The sequence below is a fragment of the Aquibaculum arenosum genome (genome assembly GCF_029222965.1).
GTDB lineage: Bacteria > Pseudomonadota > Alphaproteobacteria > Kiloniellales > DSM-21159 > Aquibaculum > Aquibaculum arenosum.
Map to the genome: position 1 here is coordinate 153,109 of NZ_JARHUD010000002.1, position 26,291 is coordinate 179,399.

21 protein-coding genes are annotated in these 26,291 nt (G+C 65.0%); 7 read left to right on the forward strand and 14 right to left on the reverse strand.

Annotation, left to right across the window (positions count from 1 at the left end; all coding sequences use genetic code 11):
* Window positions 1-55: 55 nt before the first annotated feature.
* Complete coding sequence (locus P2G67_RS03635; RefSeq protein ID WP_275820125.1) at window positions 56-2,089, forward strand: elongation factor G; 2,034 nt, start codon at window positions 56-58, stop codon at window positions 2,087-2,089.
* Window positions 2,090-2,175: 86 nt separating this feature from the next.
* On the opposite strand, the gene grpE is transcribed toward P2G67_RS03635, so the two are convergent.
* Both grpE and hrcA read right to left on the reverse strand, forming a co-directional pair.
* Window positions 2,176-2,892 carry a nucleotide exchange factor GrpE gene (gene grpE, locus P2G67_RS03640; RefSeq protein ID WP_275820127.1) on the reverse strand — a complete coding sequence of 239 codons (717 nt, stop codon included), beginning with the start codon at window positions 2,890-2,892 and terminating at the stop codon, window positions 2,176-2,178.
* A gap of 37 nt (window positions 2,893-2,929) precedes the next feature.
* Entirely contained in the window at window positions 2,930-3,988 is a 1,059-nt protein-coding gene (gene hrcA, locus P2G67_RS03645) for a heat-inducible transcriptional repressor HrcA (RefSeq protein ID WP_275820129.1), read from the reverse strand.
* Between the two features lie 176 nt (window positions 3,989-4,164).
* On the opposite strand from hrcA, the gene rph reads away from it, so the two are divergent.
* The 4 genes from rph to P2G67_RS03665 all read left to right on the forward strand — a co-directional run bounded on the left by rph (window position 4,165) and on the right by P2G67_RS03665 (window position 7,233).
* Window positions 4,165-4,899: a ribonuclease PH gene (rph, locus tag P2G67_RS03650; protein WP_275820132.1), complete on the forward strand. Its 735-nt coding sequence runs from the start codon at window positions 4,165-4,167 to the stop codon at window positions 4,897-4,899.
* Between the two features lie 38 nt (window positions 4,900-4,937).
* Window positions 4,938-5,537 (forward strand): RdgB/HAM1 family non-canonical purine NTP pyrophosphatase, encoded by a 600-nt coding sequence (rdgB, locus tag P2G67_RS03655; RefSeq protein WP_275820134.1) that lies wholly within the window; start codon window positions 4,938-4,940, stop codon window positions 5,535-5,537.
* Between the two features lie 3 nt (window positions 5,538-5,540).
* Entirely contained in the window at window positions 5,541-6,716 is a 1,176-nt protein-coding gene (gene hemW, locus P2G67_RS03660; RefSeq protein WP_275820136.1) for a radical SAM family heme chaperone HemW, read from the forward strand.
* 118 nt (window positions 6,717-6,834) lie between these two features.
* A complete protein-coding gene (locus tag P2G67_RS03665) occupies window positions 6,835-7,233 on the forward strand; it encodes a response regulator (protein WP_275820138.1) in 399 nt (132 codons plus the stop codon).
* A 25-nt stretch (window positions 7,234-7,258) separates the two neighbouring features.
* On the opposite strand, the gene P2G67_RS03670 is transcribed toward P2G67_RS03665, so the two are convergent.
* The 9 genes from P2G67_RS03670 to P2G67_RS03710 are packed head-to-tail and all read right to left on the reverse strand — an operon-like array spanning window position 7,259 to window position 19,433.
* Window positions 7,259-8,461, reverse strand: coding sequence for an NnrS family protein (locus P2G67_RS03670; protein ID WP_275820140.1), 1,203 nt, complete (start codon window positions 8,459-8,461; stop codon window positions 7,259-7,261).
* Window positions 8,452-9,138 carry an NnrU family protein gene (locus P2G67_RS03675; RefSeq protein WP_275820142.1) on the reverse strand — a complete coding sequence of 229 codons (687 nt, stop codon included), beginning with the start codon at window positions 9,136-9,138 and terminating at the stop codon, window positions 8,452-8,454. The genes P2G67_RS03670 and P2G67_RS03675 overlap by 10 nt, the downstream gene beginning before the upstream one ends.
* Before the next feature lie 17 nt (window positions 9,139-9,155).
* Window positions 9,156-9,932 (reverse strand): peptidylprolyl isomerase, encoded by a 777-nt coding sequence (locus P2G67_RS03680; protein ID WP_275820144.1) that lies wholly within the window; start codon window positions 9,930-9,932, stop codon window positions 9,156-9,158.
* 11 nt (window positions 9,933-9,943) lie between these two features.
* Window positions 9,944-10,645, reverse strand: a complete 702-nt coding sequence (gene narI / locus P2G67_RS03685) for a respiratory nitrate reductase subunit gamma (RefSeq protein WP_275820146.1) — start codon at window positions 10,643-10,645, stop codon at window positions 9,944-9,946.
* A 13-nt stretch (window positions 10,646-10,658) separates the two neighbouring features.
* Complete coding sequence (narJ, locus tag P2G67_RS03690) at window positions 10,659-11,342, reverse strand: nitrate reductase molybdenum cofactor assembly chaperone (protein WP_275820148.1); 684 nt, start codon at window positions 11,340-11,342, stop codon at window positions 10,659-10,661.
* A 3-nt stretch (window positions 11,343-11,345) separates the two neighbouring features.
* The gene (narH, locus tag P2G67_RS03695) at window positions 11,346-12,869 is read right to left on the reverse strand and encodes a nitrate reductase subunit beta (RefSeq protein WP_275820150.1); all 1,524 of its coding nucleotides are present in this window, start codon (window positions 12,867-12,869) and stop codon (window positions 11,346-11,348) included.
* Window positions 12,869-16,642: a nitrate reductase subunit alpha gene (locus P2G67_RS03700; RefSeq protein WP_275820153.1), complete on the reverse strand. Its 3,774-nt coding sequence runs from the start codon at window positions 16,640-16,642 to the stop codon at window positions 12,869-12,871. Before P2G67_RS03700 ends, narH begins: the two co-directional genes overlap by 1 nt.
* A gap of 16 nt (window positions 16,643-16,658) precedes the next feature.
* Window positions 16,659-18,008 carry an MFS transporter gene (locus P2G67_RS03705; RefSeq protein WP_275820155.1) on the reverse strand — a complete coding sequence of 450 codons (1,350 nt, stop codon included), beginning with the start codon at window positions 18,006-18,008 and terminating at the stop codon, window positions 16,659-16,661.
* A gap of 30 nt (window positions 18,009-18,038) precedes the next feature.
* A complete protein-coding gene (locus tag P2G67_RS03710; protein ID WP_322099632.1) occupies window positions 18,039-19,433 on the reverse strand; it encodes an MFS transporter in 1,395 nt (464 codons plus the stop codon).
* 257 nt (window positions 19,434-19,690) lie between these two features.
* Between P2G67_RS03710 and P2G67_RS03715 the strand changes: the two genes are divergently transcribed.
* On the forward strand, window positions 19,691-20,422 hold the full coding sequence (locus P2G67_RS03715) for a helix-turn-helix domain-containing protein (RefSeq protein ID WP_275820157.1): 732 nt from the start codon (window positions 19,691-19,693) through the stop codon (window positions 20,420-20,422).
* Window positions 20,423-20,435: 13 nt separating this feature from the next.
* Here the strand turns inward: P2G67_RS03715 and pcaF are convergent, their stop codons facing one another.
* Entirely contained in the window at window positions 20,436-21,641 is a 1,206-nt protein-coding gene (gene pcaF, locus P2G67_RS03720) for a 3-oxoadipyl-CoA thiolase (RefSeq protein ID WP_275820159.1), read from the reverse strand.
* A gap of 38 nt (window positions 21,642-21,679) precedes the next feature.
* Window positions 21,680-23,188 carry a 3-hydroxyacyl-CoA dehydrogenase gene (locus P2G67_RS03725; RefSeq protein WP_275820161.1) on the reverse strand — a complete coding sequence of 503 codons (1,509 nt, stop codon included), beginning with the start codon at window positions 23,186-23,188 and terminating at the stop codon, window positions 21,680-21,682.
* A gap of 233 nt (window positions 23,189-23,421) precedes the next feature.
* On the opposite strand from P2G67_RS03725, the gene P2G67_RS03730 reads away from it, so the two are divergent.
* Window positions 23,422-24,672 (forward strand): MFS transporter, encoded by a 1,251-nt coding sequence (locus tag P2G67_RS03730; protein ID WP_275820163.1) that lies wholly within the window; start codon window positions 23,422-23,424, stop codon window positions 24,670-24,672.
* Window positions 24,673-24,764: 92 nt separating this feature from the next.
* Here the strand turns inward: P2G67_RS03730 and P2G67_RS03735 are convergent, their stop codons facing one another.
* Complete coding sequence (locus P2G67_RS03735) at window positions 24,765-26,276, reverse strand: M81 family metallopeptidase (RefSeq protein WP_275820165.1); 1,512 nt, start codon at window positions 26,274-26,276, stop codon at window positions 24,765-24,767.
* Between the last annotated feature and the right edge of the window lie 15 nt (window positions 26,277-26,291).

Consider the following 26,291-nt stretch of genomic DNA (forward strand, 5'->3'; position numbering starts at 1 on the left):
GGCTCGGTGACGAGACCCGTGACGTAGAGGCACGAGCACAAAAGGGGAGGACAAAATGGCCGAACAGGTTTCCACCACACGCTGCGCCGTCCTTGTAGGGCCTTACACCTCCGGCAAGACCAGCCTGCTGGAAGCGATGCTGTTTGCGACCGGAGCTGTGCCGCGCAAGAGCAAGGTCGGTGACGGTGCGAGCTTCGGAGATGCCTCCCCGGAAGCACGTGCCCGGCAGATGAGCACCGAGCCCAACCTGGCGCACTTCGAGTATCTGGGCGACCCCTGGGCGGTGGTCGACTGCCCGGGCTCGGTGGAACTGGCGCAGGACGCTATCAATGCACTGATGGTCGCAGATATCGCCGTGGTCGTGGCCGAAGCCGAGCCGGACAAGGCGGTGACGCTGTCGCCCTTGTTGAAGTTTCTCGACGACCGTCGGATCCCACATGTCATCTTCGTCAATAAGATGGACCGGGCCTCTGCGCGCATCCGCGACCTGTTGGCGGCACTGCAAGCCGTCTCCAGCCGACCGCTGCTGCTGCGCCAGGTGCCAATCCGCGAAGGTGACTCCGTCACTGGTTTCGTGGACCTCGTAAGCGAGCGTGCCTGGCGCTATCAGCCCAGCCAAGCCTCAGCGCTGATCGAGATGCCAGACACGGTGCGCGAACGCGAAAGCGAAGCCCGCCGGGAGATGATGGAAAGCTTGGCGGATTTCGACGATGCGCTGCTGGAGCAGCTGCTCGAAGACAAGGAACCGCCCCCAGAGGCGCTTTATCAAGAGATCACCAAGGATCTGCAGGATGACCTGATCGTGCCGGTGCTGCTGGGCGCCGCGGAAAGCAGCCATGGCGTACGACGCTTGCTCAAGGCCCTGCGACACGAGGCCCCGAGCCATGAGCGCGCCGCCGAGCGGCTGGGTGTTCCCGCCGCAGGCAATGGCGGCTTCGTAGCCAGCGTTTTCAAGACCTTCCATCTCGCCCATACCGGAAAGGTCAGCGCCGCCAGACTTTGGCATGGCTCGATAAAGGAGAACGCCACCATTGGCGGCGAACGCCTCTCCGGCTTGGTGCGTCTCAAGGGCGGCAGCCAGGAAAAGCTTTCGGAGGCCGCGCCCGGAGACCTGCTGGGCCTGGCGCGTATGGACAAGCTCAGCACCGGCGATCTGGTGACGGAGAAGGGAGCGGTCACGGCCGAGTTGCTCTGGCCCGAGCCCCTAACCCCGGTCTACAGCCTCGCGCTGCAGCCGGAGAACCGTCAGGACGAAGTCAAACTGACCGCTTCACTCACGCGCCTATGCGAAGAGGACCCCTCGCTCAGCTTTCGTCACGACCCGGATACGCACGAACTGCTCCTCTCCGGTCAAGGCGAAATTCACCTACAGATCGCCGTTGAGCGCCTGCGCAACCGTTTCAATGTCGCCGTCATAACCCACCCCCCGACCCCGGCCTACAAGGAAACAATACGAAAGGGCGCCGACCAGCATGCGCGATTCAAGCGCCAGACTGGTGGTCACGGGCAGTTTGCCGACATCAAAGTGAAGATCGATCCCCTGCCCCGCGGCGAAGGTTTCCGCTTTCATGACAAGGTCGTGGGCGGCGCCGTGCCGCGCAACTACATTCCCGCCGTTGAAGTCGGCATCAAGGAATACCTAAGCCGAGGTCCTTTGGGCTTTCCGGTGGTCGACCTGGAAGTCACATTGCTGGACGGGCAGCACCACGCCGTCGACAGTTCAGACATGGCTTTCAAAACCGCAGGCCGCCAAGCCATGACGGAAGCCTTGCCAGCCTGCGACCCGGTGCTACTGGAGCCGATCTGCAAAGTCTCAATCTTCGTGCCGCAAGAGCAGACCAATCGCGTCCACGGCCTGATCTCGGGACGGCGCGGACAGATCCTTGGCTTCGATGCGCGACCCGGTTGGCCAGGCTGGGACGAGGTTCAGGCCCACATGCCGCAGTCGGAACTGCGTGATCTCATCATCGAATTGCGCTCGCTGACTCTTGGCGTCGGCTCCTACAGCGCCAAGTTCCATCACCTGCAGGAATTGCACGGGCGCGAAGCCGACAAGGTGGTCGAAGCTGGCCGTCAATCGAGCGCGTGAGGCACGAGTAGACACCGGTCTGAGCGACACGACGCCGGCCGGACAACCAAATGTAATGACTGTCCGGCCGGGGCACGTAACGTATTTTAGGACTGCCGCTCTTCGCCGGCCGTGTCGTCAGAGCTTTTGGCCGCACCAGGCGCCGGACCGCCCTTTGCAACCGCGACACGCGCCGGCCGCAGCAGGCGTTCGTGCAGCACATAGCCGATCTCGAACACCTGGGCGACGGTGCCCGAAGGCTTGCTGGGATCTTGCACCTCCATCATGGCCTCATGGCGGTGGGGGTCCAGCTTCTCTCCCAGTGGATCGACCTGCGCGACGCCATGCTTGGCAAGCGTGTCCAGCAACGCCTTCTCGGTCATCTCCACGCCCACAAGCAGGCCCTTGAGGCGCTCGTCAGCCTCTGCGGCCTCTGCGGGAACGGCCTCGATGGCGCGGTGCAGGTTGTCGGCGACGGGGAGCAGATCCTTGGCCAGCGGGGCCGCAGCATAGCGCAGCGTCTCTTCGCGTTCGCGCTTGGCCCGGTTGCGCACGTTCTCGGCCTCGGCCAGAGCGCGCAGCAACTGGTCCTTCAGCTCGGTAACCTCCTGGCGCAGGCCATCGGCTTCGGCCTTCAGGACGGCGAGTGGATCGTCACTCTCCATGCTCTCTCCTTCCGCCAATCCCTCACCTTCTGAAGTCGCGCCAGCTTCCGATTCAGGGAAATCGAGCACCTCGGCGCTGGCATCCGCGGCCGCGGCCTCGTCCTTCGTGTCGTCTCGCGGGGCATCCTTGCCGCCCGGTGGCGTGCTATGCGTGACCATGGATCCTTTCCACTACTCTACTGTTGGGAGACGCCGCTCATCCAAGCAGGCGGCCGATCACCTTTGCGGTGTAATCGACCATGGGGATGATGCGGGCATAGTCGATGCGAGTCGGGCCGATGACGCCAATCGCACCGACAATCTGCTGTTGCTGATTGTAGTAAGGCGCAATCACCGTTGAACAACCGGTCAATCCGAAAAGTTCGTTCTCCGTGCCAATGAAGATCTGGACCCCCTCGGCGCGCTCGGTCAGGGAGAGCATGCGCAGCAGGGCTTCCTTTTGCTCCAACGCGGCGAAGAGATGCCGGATGCGCTCCAGGTCTTCAATGGCTTGAACATCGGACAGGAGCTGAGCTTGGCCGCGCACGATCAGCGCCGCCCCGCGCTCCCCACCGGCCCAGGTGGCCAGGCCGGCCTGAACCACCCGGCCGGTCAACTCATCAAGTTGAGCGCGCTGACTGCGAATCTCATCGGCGATGTCCTTCTGGGTGTCGCCCAAAGAACGGCCTTTCAGCCGGTGCGACAGGAAGTTTCCCGCCTCGACCAGGGACGAGGGTGGCAATCCTATGGGAACGTCGACGATGCGGTTTTCGACATTGCCCGATTCCGTCACCAGCACGACCAGCGCCCGCCCCGGCCCGAGTGCCACGAACTCGATGTGCTTTAGCGGCTCGTCCTGCTTCGGCGCCATCACAAGACCGGCGCAACGCGAAAGGTCGGACAGCAGACGCGTAGCCTCCTCCAGAACTTCCGGCACAGAGCGACCGAAGGCCGCGCACTGTCCTTCGATCAACTCCTGTTCATCCCGGCCGAGATTGCCGCGTTCCAGCAGTCCGTCGACATACAGCCGCAATCCCTGATCGGTGGGCAGACGACCGGCCGAGGTGTGCGGCGCCATCAGCAGCCCCAGATCCTCCAGGTCCGCCATCACGTTGCGGATGGTGGCAGGCGAGAGGTCCAGCCCCATCTTGCGCGCAAGCGTGCGCGAGCCGACCGGCGCCCCGGTTTCCACATAGGCGTCGACGATCGTGCGCAAAATATCGCGCGAACGTGCGTTAAGCACGCTGCTCAGGGAGGGGTGAAGCGGTTCGCTCATGCGTAGGCCAAGCCGAGTAGGGACCTCATTTTTGGAAATTCTAGTACGGAAAGGCATTTAGTCCACAGTGACGGTGCTTTCAACGGGCCGAGCCGAGAAGCCAGCTTTGCTGTGCTGGACGAGACACCAAGGGCGCATTAGGGTCCGCCCTTCCAATCATGAGCAGGAGTGTTCCCATGCCTTCGAGCGGGCGTCCAAGCGGCCGTGCGGCCGATGCCTTGCGCAGCATCGACTTTCAGATCGACGTCAACAAGTATGCCGAGGGCTCCTGCCTCATCTCCTTCGGTGACACCCGCGTACTCTGCACCGCGAGCATCGAGCAGTCGGTGCCGGGCTGGCTGCGCAACAGCGGTCGCGGCTGGGTCACGGCCGAGTATGGCATGCTGCCCCGGGCGACCGACACCCGCACCGACCGCGAAGCCGCACGCGGCAAGCAAAGCGGGCGCACCCAGGAGATCCAGCGTCTTGTCGGCCGTTCGCTTCGTGCAGTGACCGATCTGAAGGGTTTCGGTGAACGCCAAATCCGCGTCGACTGCGACGTGCTGCAGGCCGACGGCGGCACCCGCACCGCCGCGATCACGGGCAGCTACGTTGCGCTTCATCTCGCCTTCGAGCATATGCGGCGCCTAGGTGCGGTGACACGCGTCCCCCTGCTGGAGCCTGTGGCCGCCATCTCCTGCGGGCTGTATCAGGGAGCGCCGGTGCTCGATCTGGACTATGCGGAAGACTCCCAGGCCGAAGCGGATGCCAACTTCGTCATCACCGCTTCGGGGCAACTGGTAGAGGTGCAGGCCACCGCGGAGAAGACGGCTTTCCGACGCCAGGAACTGGACGCCCTGCTCGACCTGGCCGAGAAGGGTGTCGGCGAGTTGGTGGCGCTGCAGCGCGAGGTGCTGGGCCTCTCCGAATAGACTTGAAGCAGGCGCCCGGAAAGGCGACATCCTCAGCCATGAAACGTGACATTCCCGGGCGTAAACTGGTGATCGCCAGCCACAACCCCGGTAAGGTGCGCGAAATCGCCGATCTGCTCGCGCCCTTCGATCTGGAAGTGACATCCGCCGCCAACTTCGGGCTGCCTGAACCGGAGGAAACCGGCACGACCTTTGCGGCCAATGCCGAACTCAAGGCCCGTGCTTCGGCCGAGGCCACGGGCCTGACCGCTCTGGCCGATGACAGCGGTCTGAGCGTGCGCGCACTGGACGGGGCGCCGGGAATCTACTCCGCTCGCTGGGCCGGCCCGGACAAGGATTTCACCGTCGCAATGGAGCGCGTCGAACGCGAGCTCGGCGACACCTCCGATCGCGGGGCTGCCTTCATCTGCGCCCTGGCACTGGCCTGGCCCGATGGCACGACGGAGGTGTTCGAGGGACGGATCGAGGGAACGCTGACCTGGCCGCCGCGCGGCACCAGGGGCTTTGGCTATGATCCCATCTTTGTGCCGGAGGACGACACTCGCACCTTCGCGGAAATGGATCCGGCGGAAAAACACGCCATCAGCCATCGCGCCCGCGCCTTCGCCCAACTCGTCGACCGCCTGCGCGCAGGCTGACCCATGGCGCAGACTGCTCCCGATCCCGGGTTTGGGCTTTATGTCCACTGGCCTTTCTGCTTGGCCAAGTGCCCTTACTGCGACTTCAACAGTCATGTGCGGGCGAAGGTGGATCAGCAGCGCTGGCGCCGCGCACTGCTGGCGGAACTGGACCACTTCGGCCGGCGCACCGCCGGTCGCAAGCTGACCTCGGTCTTCTTCGGCGGCGGTACACCCTCGCTCATGGCGCCCGAGACCGTGGCGGCCATCCTGGAGCGCCTTCAGACCTACTGGCTGCTGGACCCAGCGCTGGAAGTGACACTGGAGGCAAACCCCACGTCCGCGGAAGCTGAGCGCTTCGCCGGCTTCGCTGCGGCTGGCGTCAACCGGCTTTCCATCGGTGTGCAAGCCCTCGACAACGCCGCCCTCGCCTTTCTCGGCCGCCAGCATTCCTTTGAAGAAGCTCTGGAGGCCGTGGCCTTGGCGCGAAGGAGCGTGCCGCGCTTTTCCTTCGATCTGATCTATGGTCGCGCCGGGCAGACACCCGCGGAGTGGCGAGATGAACTCTCGCGCGCGCTCGACGAAGGGCCGGAGCACCTTTCGCTCTACCAGCTCACCATCGAACCGGGCACGCAGTTTCATGCCGCCGCGCGCCGGGGTGAGCTTCCCCTCCTTGACGACGACCGACAAGCGACGCTGTTCGAACTGACCGCCGAGATGCTCGAGGTGGCCGGACTGCCCGCTTACGAGATCTCCAACCATGCCCGCCCCGGCGCCGAAAGCCGGCACAATCTGACCTACTGGCGCTACGGCGATTATGTGGGCATCGGACCAGGCGCTCACGGCCGCCTCACCACGAGTCAAGGCAAGTATGCACTGCGCCAGCATCGCGCGCCCGAAGCCTGGCTGCAGCGGGTCGAAACCCTGGGCCATGCCACGCGGCAGGAAAGTCTTCTCACCAGAGAGGAACGTCTGGCCGAGCTCTTGATGATGGGCCTGCGCCTCACCGACGGCATCCCGCGCGCGGCCTTCCAACGGGAATTCGGCGCGCAGCCGGACGCCCTTCTCGACAGCGGCCGACTGGCCGGCGCACAGGAGGCTGGCTACTTGCACCTCGATGACGAGCGGCTGCACTGCAGCAGCGAAGGCCGCCTGCGCCTGAACGCCCTTCTGCCCTGGCTGCTGCACGGCACGGCCTAAAACGGCGCCATCAGGGCTATTGCCTAAGGGAAATACCTCATACCGCGTTTCTCGTCTTCTGCGCTAAGCAAGCTCAATGACGGTTGCCGGTCCTTTCCCCCACGGATGATGCCTTGCAATGCCTATTGTCCTACCAGATCACTGGACTCTTTACGTTCTCGAGAACGATGAAGCCGTTCGGGAATCGATCTGTGCCTTGGCGGCGAGCAACGGCTGGCATTACCGGGCCTTCGATACGGCCGAGGCCTTCAGCGAAATAAAGCCCCCCTGCGCGGCCGCATGCCTGCTTGTCGACTGGGATCTGCCGGACGCTCAACCCAGCGCCTTTCTCCGGATACTGCGTGAGCGAGAGCCCAAGCTGCCGGTGGTGGTGATGACGGCACGGGACGATGAGCCGACGCTGGCGCGCATCCACCGGGCCGGCTCCGACGCCGTCCTACCCCGCCCCTTTAGCTTCTCCGAACTGTCCAGCGCGGTGGCGAAGGCATTTGCCACCGACAAGGCACCCCTGCGCTGACTTCTGGCGACAGCTTCACAGGGGCTCAAACTCGGCGCAGCAGCAGTGGCGCGTAGAGCGCCACGAAGAGACCGAAACCTCCGATCCAGGCCAAGGCGGATGCCGCCAGCAGCGTGATCTCGATTCCGGGCAAGGCCGGAGCGATCACCCGCATCGCCGCTGCCACCGTCACCAGCAGATAGCAGAGGCTGGTCCCCGCATCCGCCGTCAGGTCTCGGCCGCTGTGCCCCAGGCTCGCCCGTGTCATGACGGCAAGGATCATGGTGCCGGCCGCCCCCGCTGCAAGCGCGTGCATGCCACCGCGCAAAGCCGCTATGCCGGTCAGGATCTCGACCCCGAGCAGCAGCAGGCCCAGGGCAAACCAGAAGTAGCCAACGTGCAGGATGGTCAGCAGCGGCTCGGCCAGCGTCGCCAGCCCGCGCCAGCGAGCCAGGCGCAGGAAGTGCAACGCGCCCGCCAGCGCCAGGAGAGCACCGACAGCGGTTGCGTGAGGAAACAGCACCCAGCCCAGCAACGCGATCAGCGCCGCGATCAAGGCGACGCGATCCAGTCTGCCGAAGGGCGTGGGCAAGGCGTCCGCCTTGCGCTTGGCGAGCCAGTTGCGGGTGAAGCTGGGGACGATCCGCCCACCGATGAGCGCGATCAGCATCAGCAGCACCGCCAGCCCCAACCGACCACCAAAGCCATAGGGCAGCCATGCGACATGGTCCTGCAGGTGCACGGCGGCATTGCCCAGCGCCAGGACCAACACCGCCACGGCCGGCGGCAGGTTGCGCCAGTTCTTACCCGCCATAACCTCGCGCAGGATCATGACGAAAAGGACGCTCAGGAAGGCCAGGTCAACGGCCATGGCGAGCAGCCAGCCGCTCCAGCCCGACAGCAGGCAGAACACCCGACCCGCCACCCAGAGCCCCACCAGACCCGCCAGCCGAGCGCCGGCGATGGGCAAACGCCCGGTCCAGTTCGGCACGGCAGTGAGTAGGAAACCGGCCACGGCGGCAGCGCCGAAGCCGTAGATCGCCTCGTGCAGGTGCCAGGTCATGGGATCGAAGGCAGTGGGCAGCGTCATGTGGCCGAGATAGGCCGGAATCCAGAGGCCCACGGCAACCGCCGCCCAAAGCCCGGAGAGCAGAAAGAACGGTCGGAACCCGGCCTGCAGAAGCGGGAGGGAACGGGCGGCCCGAGCCCGGGCCTCGACAGCGGGTTGCGCCTTGGCACCTACGGCCATGACAAAGCTCCTTGCAGGGGATCGACCCCGAAGACGAAAGGATGGAGGAACAGCACCAGCAGGTAGGCCGCCATGGCCAAGAGCGGCCAGCGCCAGCCGATCTCGGAACGGGGCCAATGCTGGCGGCCGGAGAGGATCGCAAGGCCCGGCAGCAGGCTGGTGCCGGAGAGGAATCGCACGGCTTCTGGCGCAGCGGCTCGGCGCAGAACGCGTTCGTTCTTGATCATGGCCCAGAGCGCGATGGCCGCCATGGCACCGAAGAGCGTCACCCGGGCGGAATCGCCGGTGGATAGGATATGCAACGTCGCCCAGAGCAGAAGCCCCAAGGAGCCGGGGAAGCGGCAGAGGCGATAGATGCCCCGCGGCGGAGGTGGCTGGCGCAGGTCGCCGAAGGGCGTCGCCAGCCGCCCGGCGATCAGCAGAAAGGCCAGCGGCATGAGCAACAACACCAGCAGCCGCAGTTCCGGTGGTGGCCAGAACAGCATGACGATGCTGTCCACCTGCCAATAGGTCCAGGCGATGAAGCCCAGCGTCGCCAGGCTCACCAAGGAATGCAGCACCATGAATCCCGACCGTCCCAAGCGGGCAATCAGGCTTTCCCGCAGCCCCGGCGCCGAGGGAACGGCGTGGCCCAGCACCAGCAGCACCGCCGCCAACAGATGAAGAGATGCACTCATACTCGAGATCGGGTCTCCTACTGCACCAGGGGGCTGTCCGCGGCGTCCAGAGCGAAACCTTCGATCCGCGCCTGTCCGGCGAGGATCTGAATGTACTGGCGCACCGCGCGCTGCCAGGACTGCTGGCGCAGATAGTCGGCGATGCGCTCGCGCACCGACTCATAGGGCAGCGTCTCGCCCAGGGCACGTTGATCCAGCCGCAGCAGATGATAGCCGTAGCGGCTGGGCACCGGCTCTGGGGCAATTTGTCCCGGCTCTAAGGCATAGAAGAATGTTTCCAGTTCGCTGCAGGTCTGGCCGCGCGCCACCTGACCCAGGCTGCCCCCCTGGTCGCGCGAGGAGCAGTCGGAGAGTTCCTTGGCCAGGCCCGAGAAGCGTTCGGGATGCTCCCTGAGCAGTTCCAGCGCCGCCGCGGCCCGCGTGCGCGCCTCGTGGCGCTTCTCTTCATCCTCCGGCGCGGCGGCGAAGAGAATGTGCGCCGCCTCGAAGAGATCCGGGCTGCGAAAGCGCCGCTTGTTGGCGTCATAGTATCGCCGGCAGTTCTCCTCGCTCAGCTCCGGCAGCGCGATCTCCTGCTCCAGCAATGCCCGGATCAGCGCCTCCTCCTTGGCTTCGCTGGGAATGCTGTCGGACGGCTCCACCTCCAGGCGCCAGGCTTCCTGAAGCAGAAGCTCGCGGACCACCAGGGCCCGGGCCGCCTCGGTGCGGGCGGTTTCCAGGGTCGGGGCCGGGTGATGCTGCACCTCCGCGGCCAGGGCGGATTCCGGAATGTTGCGATCGTTCACCTGGATCATGGCGTGCTCCTTCATTCCGCGGCCTGGGGCCGCTTGCTGCGCACGATCTGGTAGCCGCGCCGGCCCAGGTACCAGATGGGCGCACTCCAAATGTGGACCAGTCGCGTGAAGGGGAAGACAAGGAAGAGGGTCAACCCCAGGAAGAGATGCGCCTTGAAGATGGGATGGGCATCGAGCACGAGGTCGGCCACGCCCGGCTGGAAGGTCACGATGCCCTGCGCCCAGGCCATGAAGCGCAGCATCTCCGAGCCGTCCAGGTGCCCCAGCGACAGGGGAATGGTCAGCAAGCCCAGCGTGAGTTGCGCGTAGAGCAGCAACAGGATGCCGATGTCGGCGGCGCTGCTGGTGGAGCGGATACGGGGATCGACCAGCCGCCGATGGATCAGCATGGTCAGTCCCACGAAGCAAGCAATCCCGGCAACGCCGCCCAGGATGATCGCGAGCAACTGCTTGGCGGTGTAGCCGATGCCGAAGAAGGCGTAGATCGTCGAGGGCACCAGCAGCCCAAAGAGGTGGCCGACGAAGATGACCAGAATGCCGACATGGAAGAGGTTGCTGCCCCAGCGCAGTTGCCGCCGCCGCAGAAGCTGGCTCGACCCGGCCTTCCAGGAATACTGCTCCCGGTCGAAGCGGATCAGACTCCCGAGCAGGAAGATGGTGAGGGCAATGTAGGGGTAGTAGCCGAAGAAGAAGGAGTTGAGGTGGGCGTACATTGATCCTCTCCTGTCAGGAGCGCGCCGGGGGCGGCGCCATCCGGGCGAGCAGGTCGCGGGTCTGCGGGCAGCCGGCATGGGGATCGGGCCCGAAAGTCACCGCCGTTTCCTCCCAGGCCCGGTCCAGCGCCTCCCGGTCGTCCGGGTCCGTGTCGGGTTCCTGCAGCAGCGCGGTGAGGGCCTCATCATCGGCCTTTCCCGCGGCAAGACTCAACAAGGTGCCGAAGACCCCGGCGTAGCAGCTCTCCCGCTTCAGCAGCCGCCGGTGCAGGGCGTCCACCACATGCGCCGGCTCGGCCAGCAACTCGGCTGCGTCGCGGGGCGGCAGCAGGGAGAGAAACTCGAGGAAGAGCGGCAGGTAGTCCGGCAGTTCCCGATCGCTCACCTCCAGGCCGTGTTCGGCATAGAGTTCGCCCAGGTTCACCATGGCCTGCCCCCGGTCGCGGGACTCGCCATGGACATGCTCGAAGAGGTGCAGCGACAGACTGCGGCTGCGGTCGAACAGCAGGACGTAGCGTTCCTGCAGGTCGAGCAGTTCCTTGCTCTCCAGGTCCGCCAGCAGCGGCTCCAGCGCCTTCCGGTCGCTCGAGGAGACCAGCCCCTCCCCTTCCAGAACGGCCCGCATCTCCCCAACGGCCGCCACCGTCTTCGCGCCGGGATAGGACAGCAGGCGTGACAACACTCGATAGGTCAGCATGGTTCAGGCCTCCAGCGGGGTCTTGTGGGGTTTGTCGCGGGGCGTGCCGAAGAGGTTCGTCTTGCTCGACCCGCTGGAGCAGCCGTTGCCGAAGCTGAAGCCGCAGGAACCGCGCAGATCGTAGGCATCCTCCGTCACCTCGCGGTGACTGGTGGGAATGACGAAGCGGTCCTCGTAGTTCGCGATCGCCATGATGTGATACATCTCCTCGATCTGCGCGACCGAGAGGCCGACCTTTTCGGCAAAGCTGGCGTCCTCCACCCCCTCGACGGTCTTGGCGCGCATAGTAGCGCGCATGGCCAGCATGCGTTCCAACGCCAGGGCCACCGGGGCCTCCTTGCCGGCCGTCAGCATGTTCGCAAGGTACTTGAGGGGGATGCGCAGGCTGCGCACGTCGGGCATGTCGCCATCCAGTCCCATGGCACCCGCCTCGGCCGCCGACTGGATCGGGGAAAGCGGCGGGACGTACCAGACCATGGGCAGGGTGCGGTACTCGGGGTGCAGCGGGAAGGCGACCTTCCAGTCCATGGCCATCTTCCACACCGGCGACTTCTTCGCCGCCTCCAGCCAGGCCTCCGGCACGCCGTCCGCCCGGGCCTTGGCCTGGATTTCGGGGTCGTGCGGGTCGAGGAAGATCGAGAGCTGCGCCTCGTAGAGATCCTGCTCGTCCGGCGCGTTGGCCGCCTCCTCGATGCGGTCGGCATCATAGAGCAGCACGCCGAGGTAGCGGATGCGCCCGACGCAGGTCTCGGAACAGACCGTGGGCTGCCCCACCTCGATGCGCGGGTAGCAGAAGGTGCACTTCTCCGACTTACCGGAGGACCAGTTGTAGTAGATCTTCTTGTAGGGGCAGCCGGAGACGCACATGCGCCAGCCACGGCACTTGTCCTGGTCGATCAGGACGATGCCGTCCTCCTCGCGCTTGTAGATCGCGCCCGAGGGGCAGGCGGCGACGCAGGTGGGGTTGAGGCAGTGCTCGCAGAGCCGGGGCAGGTACATCATGAAGGTGTTCTCGAACTGCCCGTAGATGTCCTTCTGCACCCCCTCGAAATTCACGTCCTTGGAGCGCTTGGAGAACTCGCCGCCCAGGATCTCCTCCCAGTTCGGCCCCCACTCGATCTTTTCCATCCGCTCACCGCTGATCAAAGAGCGGGGCCGGGCCGTGGGCGGGGCCTCCATCTCCGGCGCGTTGTGGAGATGCTCATAATCGAAGGTGAAGGGCTCGTAGTAGTCGTCGATCTCCGGCAGGTCCGGGTTGGCGAAGATCTTCGAGAGCAGGCGCCACTTGCCGCCCATGCGCGGTTGCAGCTTGCCGGAGCGCGTGCGCACCCAGCCGCCGTTCCACTTCTTCTGGTTCTCCCACTCCTTGGGGTAGCCGATGCCGGGCTTGGTCTCGACGTTGTTGAACCAAGCGTATTCAACGCCTTCCCGCGAGGTCCAGACGTTCTTGCAGGTCACCGAACAGGTGTGACAGCCGATGCACTTGTCGAGGTTCAGGACCATGCCCATTTGCGCGCGAATTTTCATTACTCGGCCGCCTCCTTCGCGGATCCGGTGGCAGTCTGGGACGAGGTCGCGTCGGAGGTGGCCGCCGGCCGGTCGAGCCAGTCCACCTTGCTCATCTTGCGGACGATGACGAACTCGTCGCGGTTGGCGCCCACGGTGCCGTAGTAGTTGAAACCGTAGGAAAGCTGGGCGTAGCCGCCGATCATGTGGGTGGGCTTGGTGACGGTGCGGGTGACAGAGTTGTGGATACCACCGCGCGTCCCGGTGATCTCCGATCCGGGCACGTTCACGATCTTCTCCTGGGCGTGGTACATCAGCACCAGTCCCGGCTTGACCCGCTGCGACACCACCGCCCGGGCCACCAGCGCGCCATTGGCGTTGTAGGCCTCGATCCAGTCGTTGTCCTCGATGCCCGCAGCCTTGGCGTCATCCTCGCTGATCCAGACGATGGGGCCGCCGCGCGAGAGCGTGAGCATCAGCAGGTTGTCGGTGTAGGTGCTGTGGATGCCCCACTTCTGGTGCGGCGTGATGAAGTTCAGCACCACCTGGGGATTGCCGTTGCCCTTCTTGTCAATCACAGGCGCCACGGTTCGGGTGTCGATCGGCGGCTTGTAGACGCAAAGCGCCTCCCCGAAGGCCCGCATCCAGAGGTGATCCTGGTAGAGCTGCTGACGGCCCGTCAGCGTGCGCCAGGGAATCAATTCGTGGACGTTGGTGTAGCCGGCGTTGTAGCTGACCTTCTCACTCTCCAGCCCGGACCAGATCGGCGAGGAGATGATCTTGCGCGGCTGGGCCTGGACGTCGCGAAAGCGGATCTTCTCGTCTTCCTTGTGAACCGCCAGGTGCCGGTGGTTGCGGCCAGTGAACTTCCCCAGAGACTCCCAGGCCTTGACTGCGACCTCGCCATTGGTTTCAGGCGCCAGGGTGAGGATCACCTCAGCGGCATGGATGTCGGTCTCGATGCGCGGCATGCCCTTGGTCGGACCCTCCTCGGTCACGGCGCCGTTCAGGCGGGCCAGGTACTCGACCTCCTCGCCGGTCTTCCAGGCCATGCCCTTGCCGCCGTTGCCGATCTCGCCCATCAGCGGGCCGAGCGCGGTGAAGCGCTTGTAGACGTTGGGGTAGTCGCGCTCGACCACGACCATGGCCGGCATGGTCTTGCCTGGCAGGGCGTCGATCTCGCCCTTCTTCCAGTCCTTCACCTCCAGCGCTTGCGCCAGCTCGCCGGGGCTGTCGTGCTGGATCGGCGTGAGGACCAGATCCTTCTCCTTGCCCAGCACCTCGGGCGCCACGGCAGAGAAGGCCCGGGCGATGCCCTTGTAGATCTCCCAGTCGCTGCGACTTTCCCAGACCGGATCCACCGCGCCCGAGAGCGGATGGATGAAGGGGTGCATATCCGAGGTGTTGAGGTCGTTCTTCTCGTACCAGGTGGCCGTGGGCAGCACGATGTCCGAGTAGAGACAGGTGGTGGACATTCGGAAGTCGAGCGTCACTAGCAGGTCGAGCTTTCCTTCCGGCGCTTGCTCGTGCCAGACGACCTCCTTGGGCTTCTGGCCACCGGTCTCGCCCAGGTCCTTGCCCTGCACGCCGTGGGTCGTGCCCAGCAGGTGCTTGAGGAAGTACTCGTGCCCCTTGCCGCTGGAGCCCAGCAGGTTGGACCGCCAGACGAAGAGATTGCGCGGCCAGTTCTCCGGTGCATCCGGGTCCTGACAGGAGAACTCCAGCCGGCCTGCCTTCATCTCCTCGACCGCATAGTCCTTGGGGTCCTTGCCGGCCTTTTCCGCCGCCTTCACCACCTCAAGCGGATTGGTGCGCAACTGCGGCGCCGAAGGCAGCCAGCCCATCCGCTCCGAGCGCGCATTGAAGTCGATCAGGCTGGCGTCCCAGTCGCCCTTCGGCGCGGTGGGCGAAAGGATGGAGGCGACGGGCAGCGTCTCGTAGCGCCACTGGTCGCTGTGGGCGTACCAGAAGGAGGTGGAGTTCATCTGCCGCGGCGGACGGCCCCAGTCGAGGGCAAAGGCCAGCGGCAGCCAGCCGGTCTGCGGCCGCAGCTTCTCCTGCCCGACGTAATGGGCCCAGCCGCCGCCCGACTGGCCGACGCAACCGCACATCACCAGAAGATTGATGATGGAGCGGTAGATCATGTCCATGTGGTACCAGTGGTTCAGGCCCGCCCCGAGGATCACCATGGAGCGGCCTTCGGTCTTGTCGGCGTTCTGTGCGAACTCCCGCGCCGTCGCGATCACCTGGGCCCGCGGCACACCGGTGATCTTCTCCTGCCAGGCCGGGGTGTATGGCACATCCTCATCGAAGGATTTCGCGACGTGGGCACCACCCAGGCCGCGGTCGAGGCCATAGTTGGCGCAGAACAGATCGAAGACCGTGGCCACCTTCACCGGGCCTTCCGGCAAATCCAGTTCACGGATGGGTACATTGCGCTCGAGGACGTCCGGATGCTCGCTGTGCTGGAAGTGCTCATGCGGCGTGCCGCCGAAGTAGGGGAAGGCCACCGGCAGCACGTCATCGCGGGCATCCAGCAGCGACAGCCGCAGGCGCACCTCATCGCGCCCGCTGGCCCGCTCCTCGAGGTTCCAGCGCCCCTGCTCGCCCCAGCGGAAGCCGATGGAGCCATTGGGCACCACGATCTCGCCGCTGCGCTCATCGACGGCCAGGGTCTTCCATTCCGGATTATTCGTTTCGCCCAGACCGTCCGCAAAATCGCTGGCGCGCAGCTGGCGCTCAGGCACCCAGCGCCCGTCCTGCTCCACGAGTCGCACAAGGAAGGGCATATCGGAATAGCGGCGGCAGTAGTCCTGGAAGTAGTCCGAATGCTTGTCGAGATGAAACTCCCGCAGGATCACGTGGCCCATGGCCAGGCCCAGGGCGGCATCGGTGCCCTGTTTCGGCGAGATCCACAGGTCGGCGAACTTGGAGGCTTCCGAGTAGTCGGGTGTGATGACCACCGACTTGGCGCCCTTGTAGCGCGCCTCGGTGTAGAAGTGGGCGTCCGGCGTGCGCGTCTGCGGCACGTTCGAGCCCCAGATCAGCAGAAAGCCGGCGTTGTACCAGTCCGCGCTCTCGGGCACGTCAGTCTGCTCACCCCAGGTCTGCGGGCTGGAGGGCGGCAGGTCGCAGTACCAGTCGTAGAAGCTCAGGCAGGTGCCGCCGAGTAGCGAGAGATAACGCGTGCCCGCGGCGTAGGAGATCATCGACATGGCCGGGATCGGCGAGAAGCCCGCGACGCGGTCGGGGCCGTAGCGGCGGATCGTGTAGGCATTCGCAGCAGCGACGATCTCCTCCACCTCAGCCCAGTCGGCTCGCACGAAACCGCCCTGCCCGCGCACCCGGGTATAGCGTTCGCGCTTTTCCTGATCCTCCACGATGGAAGCCCAGGCCGCCACCGGAGTCTGCACCGCCCGCGCCTCACGCCAGAGCTGGATCAGGCGCTTGCGCACCATGGGGTACTTCAGGCGGTTGCCGGAATAGAGGTACCAGGAGTAGCTGGCACCACGCGAGCAACCGCGCGGCTCATGGTTCGGCATGTCGGGGCGGGTGCGCGGATAGTCTGTCTGCTGCGTCTCCCAGGTGACGATCCCGCCCTTCACGTAGATCTTCCAAGAGCAGGAGCCGGTGCAATTCACACCGTGGGTCGAGCGTACCGTCTTGTCGTGCTGCCAGCGGCGACGATAGGACTCCTCCCAGCCCCGATCCTCGTTGGTCACGATGCCGTGCCCTTCGGAGAAGTCGCCGACGGTCTTACGGAAGAAGTTGAGGCGGTCGAGAAAGTGACTCATCGGGGTACTCCACTCCTCAGCAGGGGGCTTCCGCGCCCTTGCGGGCGTAGAACCACCAGTTGATGGCAAGGCAGGCGGTGTAGAAAATCGCGGCCCAGTAGAAGAAGGCATTGGGCGTGCCGAAGAAGCTGACCGAGAGCCCAAGCATCATGCCGGCGGCAAAGGGCCCGTAGGCGGCAACTGCGCTGGTCCAGCCGATGACGCCGGCCGCCTGGCGCGGCGTAAAGAGCATCGGCATCTGCTTGAAGGTCGAAGCATTGCCGATGCCGGAGAAGAAGAAGATCCCCAGCATGAAGGCCACGAACCAGGGGAACTGGTCCAACGAGGTGGGGCTGGTGAAGAAGGTGACAGCCAGGACGCAGATGATCAGCCCGATCGCCGAAACCTGCGTGACCTTGGCACCGCCCAAGCGGTCCGAGATCGGTCCGGCCACGACCCGCATGACCGAACCCACCAGGGGCCCGAGGAAGGCCCAGGCCAGGGGGTCCGGTGCATTCTCGAAGTCGCCGTAGAGCTGGCGGATCAGCAGCGGGAAGGTGGCGGAGAACCCCGAGAAGGTGCCGAAGGTCATGATGTAGAGGACGGTCATCAGCAAGCCGTGCTTGAGCTTGAAGATGTCCAGCTGCTCCCGGAAGTTCGCCCGCACCGGGACCGAGCGCAGCAGGAACCAGGAGGCAAGACCGAAGGCCAGGATGAAGGGGACATAGACCAGGGCGGCGTTCTGCAGCCAGAGTTCCCGCTCGGCCCCCGTCGCCACCTGCGGCCCGCCTGCCAGGCCGCCGATCAGCGCGAAACCGATGATCCAGGGGGTCACGAACTGGACGATTGAGACGCCGAAGTTGCCGATGCCCGCCTGGACCGCCAGCGCCGTGCCCTGCAGCCGCTTCGGGAAGAACAGGCTGGTCGAGGGCATGAAGGAGGAGAAATTGCCGCCGCCCAGTCCGGCCAGGAAGGCCAGACCGAGCAGCACCGCGTAAGGCGTCTCGGGATTCTGCACTGCAAAGAACCAACCGATCATCGGCAGCAGCAGCAATAGGGTCGAGAGCGTGACCACGTGGCGGGTGCCGTAGATCGGCACCAGAAAGGTGTGGAGGATGCGCAGCGTGCCGCCCGCCAGGCCCGGCATGGCGGTCAGCCAGAAGAGCTGGCTGCCGGTCAGGTCGAAGCCGATGTTCGGCAGACGCACCACCAGGGCGCTGACCATGAACCAGACCACGAAGGCCATGGTCAGGTTGGCGGTGGTGATGGAAAGCGTGCGCCAGGCCAGAGCCTTGCCCTGACTGTCCCAGAATGCCGGGTCTTCTGGCTCCCACCGCTTCAGCCAGGTGGAGCCCTGACGGCCGGCCTGCAGGCTTTCGCTCGACATGCTTTCGCGCTCCCTTCCCAGACAGGACCATCAAGCCGCGCCCTTGGGGGGCGCAGCGGGGCGTTGATGTGCGGCACGTTGGTTTTCGGGGCGTTGATGTTCAGGCCGTAGATGCTCTGGCCGATGGATTTCCAGCATCTCGGGGAGCTGGGGCAGCTCCTTGCGACCAGGCGCGGCGGCGCGCTCCATGCGCAGGACGGCGAGGTGCATCCAGATAAAGGCCACGGCGACCAGCAGGAAGAGCAGCATGAAGCAGCTTGTCCAGACGCCGATCATGTCGTTGAGGGCGCCGAAGGTAATCGGAAGGATGAAGCCGCCCAGCCCGCCGATCATGCCGACGACACCGCCGACGGAGCCCACATGATCGGGGTAGTAGACCGGGATGTGCTTGTAGACCGCCGCCTTGCCCAGCGACATGAAGAAGCCGAGGATGAAGACAAGGATGGTGAAAGGAAGCACCCCCATCTCGACCGTGAAGGCGATCGGCCCGTCGATCCCATGCACCACATAGTCGGTCGAGGGATAGGAGAGCAGGAAGGTCGCGACCGCCGAAACCCCGAAGGTCCAGTACATCACCGCTCGCGCACCGATGCGATCGGACAACCAGCCGCCGAAGGCCCGGAACACACTGGCTGGGATCGAGTAAGCGGCCCCGAGCATGCCCGCCGCGGTGATCGGCAGGCCGTAGGCGCCGACGAAGTAGCGCGGCAGCCAGAGCGCCAGGGCGACGAAGGCGCCGAAGACGAAGAAGTAATAGAGCGCGAAGCGCCAGACCTGCAGCTTCCTCAGCGGCGCGAGCTGCTGGGCGATGGACTGCGGCTTGCTTCCGCTGCGTCGCCGTTCCGCCAGTGCCGGATCGTCCTCGGTGGTGAACCAGAAGACCACCGCCATGACCAGCAACGCCGCCGCCCAGACCACGGCCACCGCCTGCCAGCCGTAGGCCACCATCACGAAGGGCGCCAGGAACTTGGTCACCGCAGAACCGACGTTGCCCATGCCGAAGATGCCGAGCGCCGTGCCTTGCTTTTCCTTCGGATACCACTTGGAAACGTAGGCGACCCCGACCGAGAAGGAGCCGCCCGCCAGCCCGACACCCAGCGCGGCGATCAGGAAGGTTTCGTAGGTGGTGGCCCAGGAGAGGAGAAAGGTGGCGATCGCCGCAGCGATCATGACGATCGTATAGACCAGTCGACCGCCGTACTGGTCGGCCCAGATGCCCAGGATGAGCCGCACCAGCGAGCCGGTGAGAATGGGCGTGCCGACAAGCAGACCGAACTCGGTCTCGGAAAGACCCAGCTCCTCCTTGATCTGCACACCGATGATGGAAAAGATCGTCCAGACGGCAAAACAGACCGTGAAAGCCACGGTGCTCAGCGACAGGATGCGGTTCGGCGTGGTGGATCCGCTGCTTGGCCTCGTCGGCATGTCGCCCTCTCCGGCAATGCTCGACACTTGTTGTGCCGTTCGGAAAGGACGCTATTCGGAATGTCGCCCGCCTTGATTGATCCAGCGCAAAGTAGTGATCTGAAACCCGCACTTCTTGGATAGAGTTATTAAAGTTACCCTATTCATTCCTTACAAATTTACCTGACCGCAAAGAAGAACATGATGAATATCATTCTATGCTGTGATATAGCTCACAATTGCCCGATCCCGCCGGCGAGCGGACAGGAGTAAGCGCCGTGCCGCTACGCGAGAGCGACATCGAGAGTCTGCAGCAGATTCCGCTCTTCTCCGGGCTGGGAATCCCGGATCTCAAGGCCCTGACGGCGGGAGCGCTGCTACAACGCTTCCCAGCCCGCACCCGTCTGTTCGATTCGGGCGCGCAACCGGACTTCCTGCACATCCTGCTCGACGGCAGCGTGCAGCTCTCTGCCACAGAGGCGGACAGTGAACGAGAAGTCGTCATCGAGATCGTGACACCGCCGGACTGCTTCATTTTGGCGGCCGCCCTGACCGACACGCCCTACCTGATGAGCGCAACGGTGCAGGAGCCGGCGCGCCTTCTGCTGCTGCCCGCGGCCGAGCTCCGCCGCAACATTGCCGCGCATCCCGAGCTGGCCTTGACGCTGCTCGCCTCCCTCGCCGGCCAGTTCCGCCGCATGGTCCGCCAGGTGAAGAACCTCAAGCTGCGCACCACGGTGCAGCGCGTCGGCTGCTTCCTGCTCAGCCTGGCTGAGCCCGGAGACGAATCGGAAATGACTGTTCAACTGCCCTACGACAAGCAGGTCATCGCTTCGCAACTGGGCATGACGCGCGAAAGCCTGTCCCGCGCTCTGGCAACGCTGCGCGACCTGGGGGTGGAAACGCAGAACGACCGGATCCTGCTGAAGGATCCGGTCGCCCTGGCCGCCTATTGCCACCCCGATCGCTTGATCGACGGCGTGGAAAAGGAACTCAGCGTGCCGCGCTGAGCAGCACCTCGGTCTACACCTTCTCCAACAGCAGCGCGATGCCCTGTCCGACGCCGATGCACATGGTGCAGAGCGCCAGGCGCCCGTCCCCGCTCGACAACTCTTCCGTCGCCGTCAAGGCCAGGCGCGCGCCCGACATGCCCAGGGGATGCCCCAGCGCAATGGCGCCGCCGTTGGGGTTCACCTGCGGCGCGTCGTCGGGCAGGCCGAGCTGTCGCAGGACGGCCAGCGCCTGGGCGGCGAAGGCCTCGTTCAGCTCGATCACATCCATGTCCGCGATGGTGTGACCACTGCGGGCCAGCAGCTTTTGTGTCGCCGGCACCGGCCCGATTCCCATGATGCGCGGTGCCACACCGGCGCTGGTGCAGGCAACCACGCGGGCACGCGGGGTGAGGCCATAGCGCTTCACGGCCGCTTCCGAGGCCACGATCAGCGCCGCAGCTCCATCGTTCACGCCCGACGCATTGCCGGCGGTCACCGTCCCCTCCTGGCGGAAAGGTGTGCCGAGTGACGCAAGCTTCTCCAGCGTGGTCGCCCGCGGGTGCTCGTCCTGCGCGACAACGAGCGGATCACCGCGCCGTTGCGGGATGGTGACAGGCAGGATTTCGCGGGCCAGCCGACCGGACTGCTGCGCTGCGGCCGCCCGCTCCTGGGAGCGCAGGGCGAAGGCGTCCTGATCCGCGCGCGCAATAGCAAACTCGGCCGCCACGTTCTCCGCCGTCTCCGGCATGGAGTCCGTGCCATAGAGCTTGTGCATCTGCTTGTTGATGAAGCGCCAACCGATGGTGGTGTCGAAAACCTCCGCCTTGCGCGAGAAGGCGCTGTCCGCCTTGCCCATCACGAATGGCGCCCGGCTCATGGACTCCACGCCACCGGCCAGGACAAGATCGGCCTCGCCGGTGCGGATGGCGCGCGCCGCCTGCCCCAGGGCCTCCAGTCCTGAGCCGCACAGCCGGTTCACCGTCGCCCCCGGCACTGCTTCCGGCAGCCCGGCCAACAGTGCGGCCATGCGCGCCACATTGCGGTTATCCTCGCCGGCCTGGTTGGCACAGCCCATGATCACGTCGTCGACCTGGCTCCAGTCGACGCCCTCGTTGCGCCCCATAAGGCCACGCAGGACACCGGCCAACAAATCGTCCGGTCGCACGGAGGCGAGGGCTCCGCCATAGCGACCGATAGGGGTGCGCAGCGCGTCGCAGACAAATGCTTCCTGGCTCACGTCACTCGTTCCTTTCACTTTTCGCTTCTCGGGCGCTTTCAGACGCTGGGCCGGTAACCGGCCGGGAGGTTGAGCGCTGCCCGGCGCCGGAGCCACAGCGACGGCCGATAGCGGTCGTCGCCGGTCAGGGCCTGCATGCGCTCGAGAATGGTGAAGACCTGGCGGCAGCCGAGGTGTTCCACGATCTCCAACGGACCCTTGGGATAGTTGAGGCCCAGCTTCATGGCGGTGTCGATGTCTTCCGGCGGCGCCAGACCGATCTGGGCCATCTCGCAACCGAGATTGCCGACCATGGAAAGAATCCGCTGTGCGACGAAGCCTAAGGAATCGGCGATGGCCGTGACCTTGCGCTTCTGGCCGAGCAGATCGATCACCGCCTGGCGCACCTCTGGATCGACGTTCGGTGCGCCCATCAGCGTAATCCGGGCGGATACATCGGGCAGCAGGTCGATGGCGATCAGCCGCGTCGGGTCGATGCCGCTGCGTCGGGCCAACTCCGTACAGTCCTCACCCAGCGGCGCGGCCAGGATCGGGCTGCTGCCGTCATCTTCCTCCAGGAGGTCGGCACCCAGTTCCCCGGCGAAGGCGCGCAGATGCTCATCGGCCTCGAAAAGGACCAGCTTGCGTGCCGGCTTGTCCCCGACGGCAGCATCGGCACTGGGCACCTCCGGCTTGCCGTCGCGGTAGACGTAGTGCCCGTGATTCGTCTTGCGCCCGAGGCGGCCGGACTCGAAAAGCGAACGATGCAGCGTGGTGGAGCGCAGGCGCGGGTCGTGGAAGAAGGACTCGTGCACCAGACGGGTCACCGGGAAGTTCACGTCCATGCCGGTCAGGTCCATCAACTCGAAGGGACCCATGCGAAAGCCAAAGCCGTCGCGCATGATGGCATCGACCTGGGCCGGCGTGGCCACGCCCTCTTGCACCACGGCCAGGCCCTCGGTGGTGTAGGCGCGCCCGCCGAGGTTCACGAGAAAGCCCGGCGAATCCGGCACCTCCACCGGCGTGCGTCCCAGCCGGGACCCCAGACCACGCAGAGCCTCCACCACCTTCGGGGCGCTGTCCGGGCCGCGGATAACCTCGACCAGCCGCATCACGGGAACGGGGTTGAAGAAATGCAGGCCTGCAATGCGCTCGCGCCGCTCGCACACGCGGGCGATGGCGCCGATGGGCAGCGACGAGGTGTTAGAAGCGAGCACGCAGTCTGCGGCGACAATGCCCTCCAGTTCCCGGAACAGACCGCGCTTGATCTCCAGATCCTCGATGATCGCCTCGATCACCACCTGGCGGTCGGCGAAATCCTGCAGACTCTCGCCCAGGCGCAGGCAGGCCTTGGCTGCAGCCACCTCTTCGGGACTCGCCTTGCCGTTTGTCACACGCTTGTCGAGGCGGGCGAAAACCGCGTCTCGGGTCTTGGCGGCAGCCTCAGCGTTCTGATCAAAGAGAATGACGTCCACACCGGCGGAGATGGCGACCTGGGCGATGCCGCCCCCCATCGCGCCGGCCCCGACGATGCCCAAACGAAGATCGGCAGCTGCTGGATCGAACATGGCTTCCTTTCCGTGAACCTGACTAGAGGATGTCCTGAGGCGCGCAGAGAACCCGCAAGCAGGCCTTCGGTCAAACAAAAGCAGCCACCCGTCTACCCCGTCACGACGTTGAAGTTCAGCCCCGTGGATAATGCAATCCTGGTCCCGCCTTCCGCCAGTTGTGCCTCAGGGAGCAGCGGGGTAACGCTGCTGCCAGCATCAAGAAGTCTGTCGTCGAATGGGAGGGGTATGGCGTGAGCGCAAAGGTTGACGGGGACCACCTGGAGTCCAGCGAGGTGATAGACAGCCCCTACGCCTGGTGGCGCCTGTTGGTTTCGCTGCTCATTGCCATGGTCGGTGGCATTGGCCTCTGGTCCTCGGTTGTCGTTCTGCCCGCCATCGAGGCCGAGTTCAACATCGACCGCGGCGACGCTTCCCTGCCCTATACAGCCACCATGATCGGTTTTGCCATCGGCGGCCTGTTTTTCGGTCGCATGACCGACCGCTATGGCATCGTCCGGCCGCTGCTGTTCGGTGCCGTTATGCTGTGTGGCGGCTACATCGCCATCTCACAGGTCTCGGCCTACTGGCAGTTCGTGGCGATCCAGGCCGTGATGGTCGGCATGCTCGGCAGCGCCGCCTCCTTTGGGCCACTGATCGCTGATGTGACTCACTGGTTTCTCAAACGCCGGGGAATCGCCACAGCGGTCGTCGCCAGCGGCAGTTACCTTGCCGGCACCATCTGGCCACCCATCCTGAGCTACATCACCGAAGCCTATGGCTGGCGCGAAGCGCATCTGGTCATCGGGGTGGTCAGCCTGGTCATCATGCTGCCGCTGATCATGCTGATGCGTCGGCCCACGCCGATCCACGCCGGGCCGAAAGCCGTCAGCACCCGTCCGCCGGTCCGTGCCCCCCTTCCTGCGCCCGTCCTGCAGGCCCTGCTGGTCTTCGCCGGCATCGCCTGCTGCGTGGCCATGGCCATGCCCCAGGTCCACATCGTGGCCTACTGCGGCGACCTGGGTCATGGGGCGGTGCGCGGGGCAGAAATGCTGTCCCTGATGCTGGCCATGGGCATCGTCAGTCGGCTGATTTCCGGGGTGATCGCCGACCGCATCGGCGGTCTGGGCACGCTCATTCTGGGATCCACTTTGCAGTGCCTGGCGCTGATCCTCTACATCCCCTTCGACGGCCTCACTTCGCTCTATGTCGTCTCGGCGCTCTTCGGCCTGGCGCAGGGCGGTATCGTGCCGAGCTATGCCTTGATCGTGCGGGAATACTTCCCGGCCAAGGAAGCCGGTGCCCGGGTGAGCCTCGTCCTCATGGCCACAATTATCGGCATGGCGCTGGGCGGCTGGCTTTCCGGTGCCATTTACGACTGGACCGGCTCCTATCAGGTCGCCTTCCTGAACGGCATCGCCTGGAACATGGTCAACTTCGCCGTCGCCTTCTTCCTTCTCCTCCACCGCTTGAAGGCCGACATACCGATAAGCGCCCGCGGGTAAGAGCCGGATCTGCTCTACACCTTTGATTCAGAGCGGGTTCACGCGTTTGTTCCGAACGCTGCGCGTTACAGATCAAACGCGATCCGCTCCGGTCAGTTCGTGGTGCTGCGGTCCTGGATATCGTCCAGGGGATAAATCGGGCGACGAACCTTGGTGAAGTTGAGCTGGCTGTAGTCGGAGGTGCAAACGCCCACGCCCGCGCATTCGATTATATCCCGGGCGATATGCTTCAGCCCCGCGCGCCAATGGATGCGGCTCTTCAGCATGATGTAGCGCTTTTGCATCGGATCGATGCCGAGGCTGAGCAGCACATTGATGTCATGAGGCTCCACGTGGCGGGAGATGATGACGATCTCCACGCGGCCGGTATCCAGAACCACAGCGGTGCCCATGTCCATGGCGACGCCCGCGTACATCGGCCCCTTGTTACGATAGCGACCCTCGGAGATGGTCTTGACCCGCCCCGTCACTTCGAGGGGCTTGCTGTCAACAGGAATGCTCGGCATTGGCAGCTTGCCGCCAATGCTCAGCGTCACGCTCTCGCCAATGCCCGCAGCCACGGCCTGCTGCACCGCTTCCGGATCAAAGATCGCGAAGGCTGCCACATTCTCCAACTCCTGCCGAAGGATCTCTGCCAGAACGGCAGTGGTATCCATGGTACCGCCCGAAGCTGCATTGTCGTAGTGATCAAGCAGGATGATGGGACCCTGCGTCACATCCTTCGGCAGCTCCTTGGCGCGCCCGACAGATGCAGCCAGAGGTTCCGGATGGTAGACGAAGGCCGCTCGTTCTTTCCAGGCACTGTCCAGCAGCTCATCGCGCAATCGCTCGGCCAAGGCGCGATCGTTATCCGTTACCACCACCACGGAAAGGCCGGCATCACGGATGTCAGCATGGGGAAAGCCCACAAAAAGGCTGACGGCCAGCACGCCGGGAAGGTTTTCCATCTCTTGTGCGCGCGCCTGCAGCATGCCGTTGGGGTGATCGTCGGTGCCCTGACGCATCACGTGAGGCAGCATGGGGTTGTTGTCCCACGCCTGAACCGGCCGTACCTCGCCACGAATCTTCGCCACCAGTGCTCTCGCCGCCCGCTGCCCGGTCTCGAACATGTCGATGTGCGGATAGGTCTGGTACCCGGCGACGACGTCGCTGTTGGCGACGATGGCATCATAAATGTTGGAGTGCATGTCGAGGCCGACAGCGACAGGGGTCGTGGGGGCAAGCGCTCGCACCCGCGCGAGCAGGCTGCCCTCTCCGTCCTCCAGGCTTTCCGTCACCATGGCGCCGTGCAGATCGAGGAGAATGCCGTCCCAGCCGCCTCGTTCGACCGCATCGCAGATTGCGTCGGTCATGATGCGGTAGGCCTCGTCATCCACCGGCCCGCTGGGCCAGGCCTCGGCGGCAATGGCAACCTCGATCTCCGCACCACTTTCTTCGGCCACCGCCATGAAGCCGCCCAGAACCGTACCGGTGCCGCGATAGGCGTCGATCGCCTCCTGGCCACGCAGGGGCTGATCCCCCCGCCGGGCAAAACGCTCGATCTTGGTCTCCACCGGCGAAAAGGTGTTGGTCTCGTGCTTCATCATGGCCAGGAGCAGGCGCATGGTGGGGAATCTCCT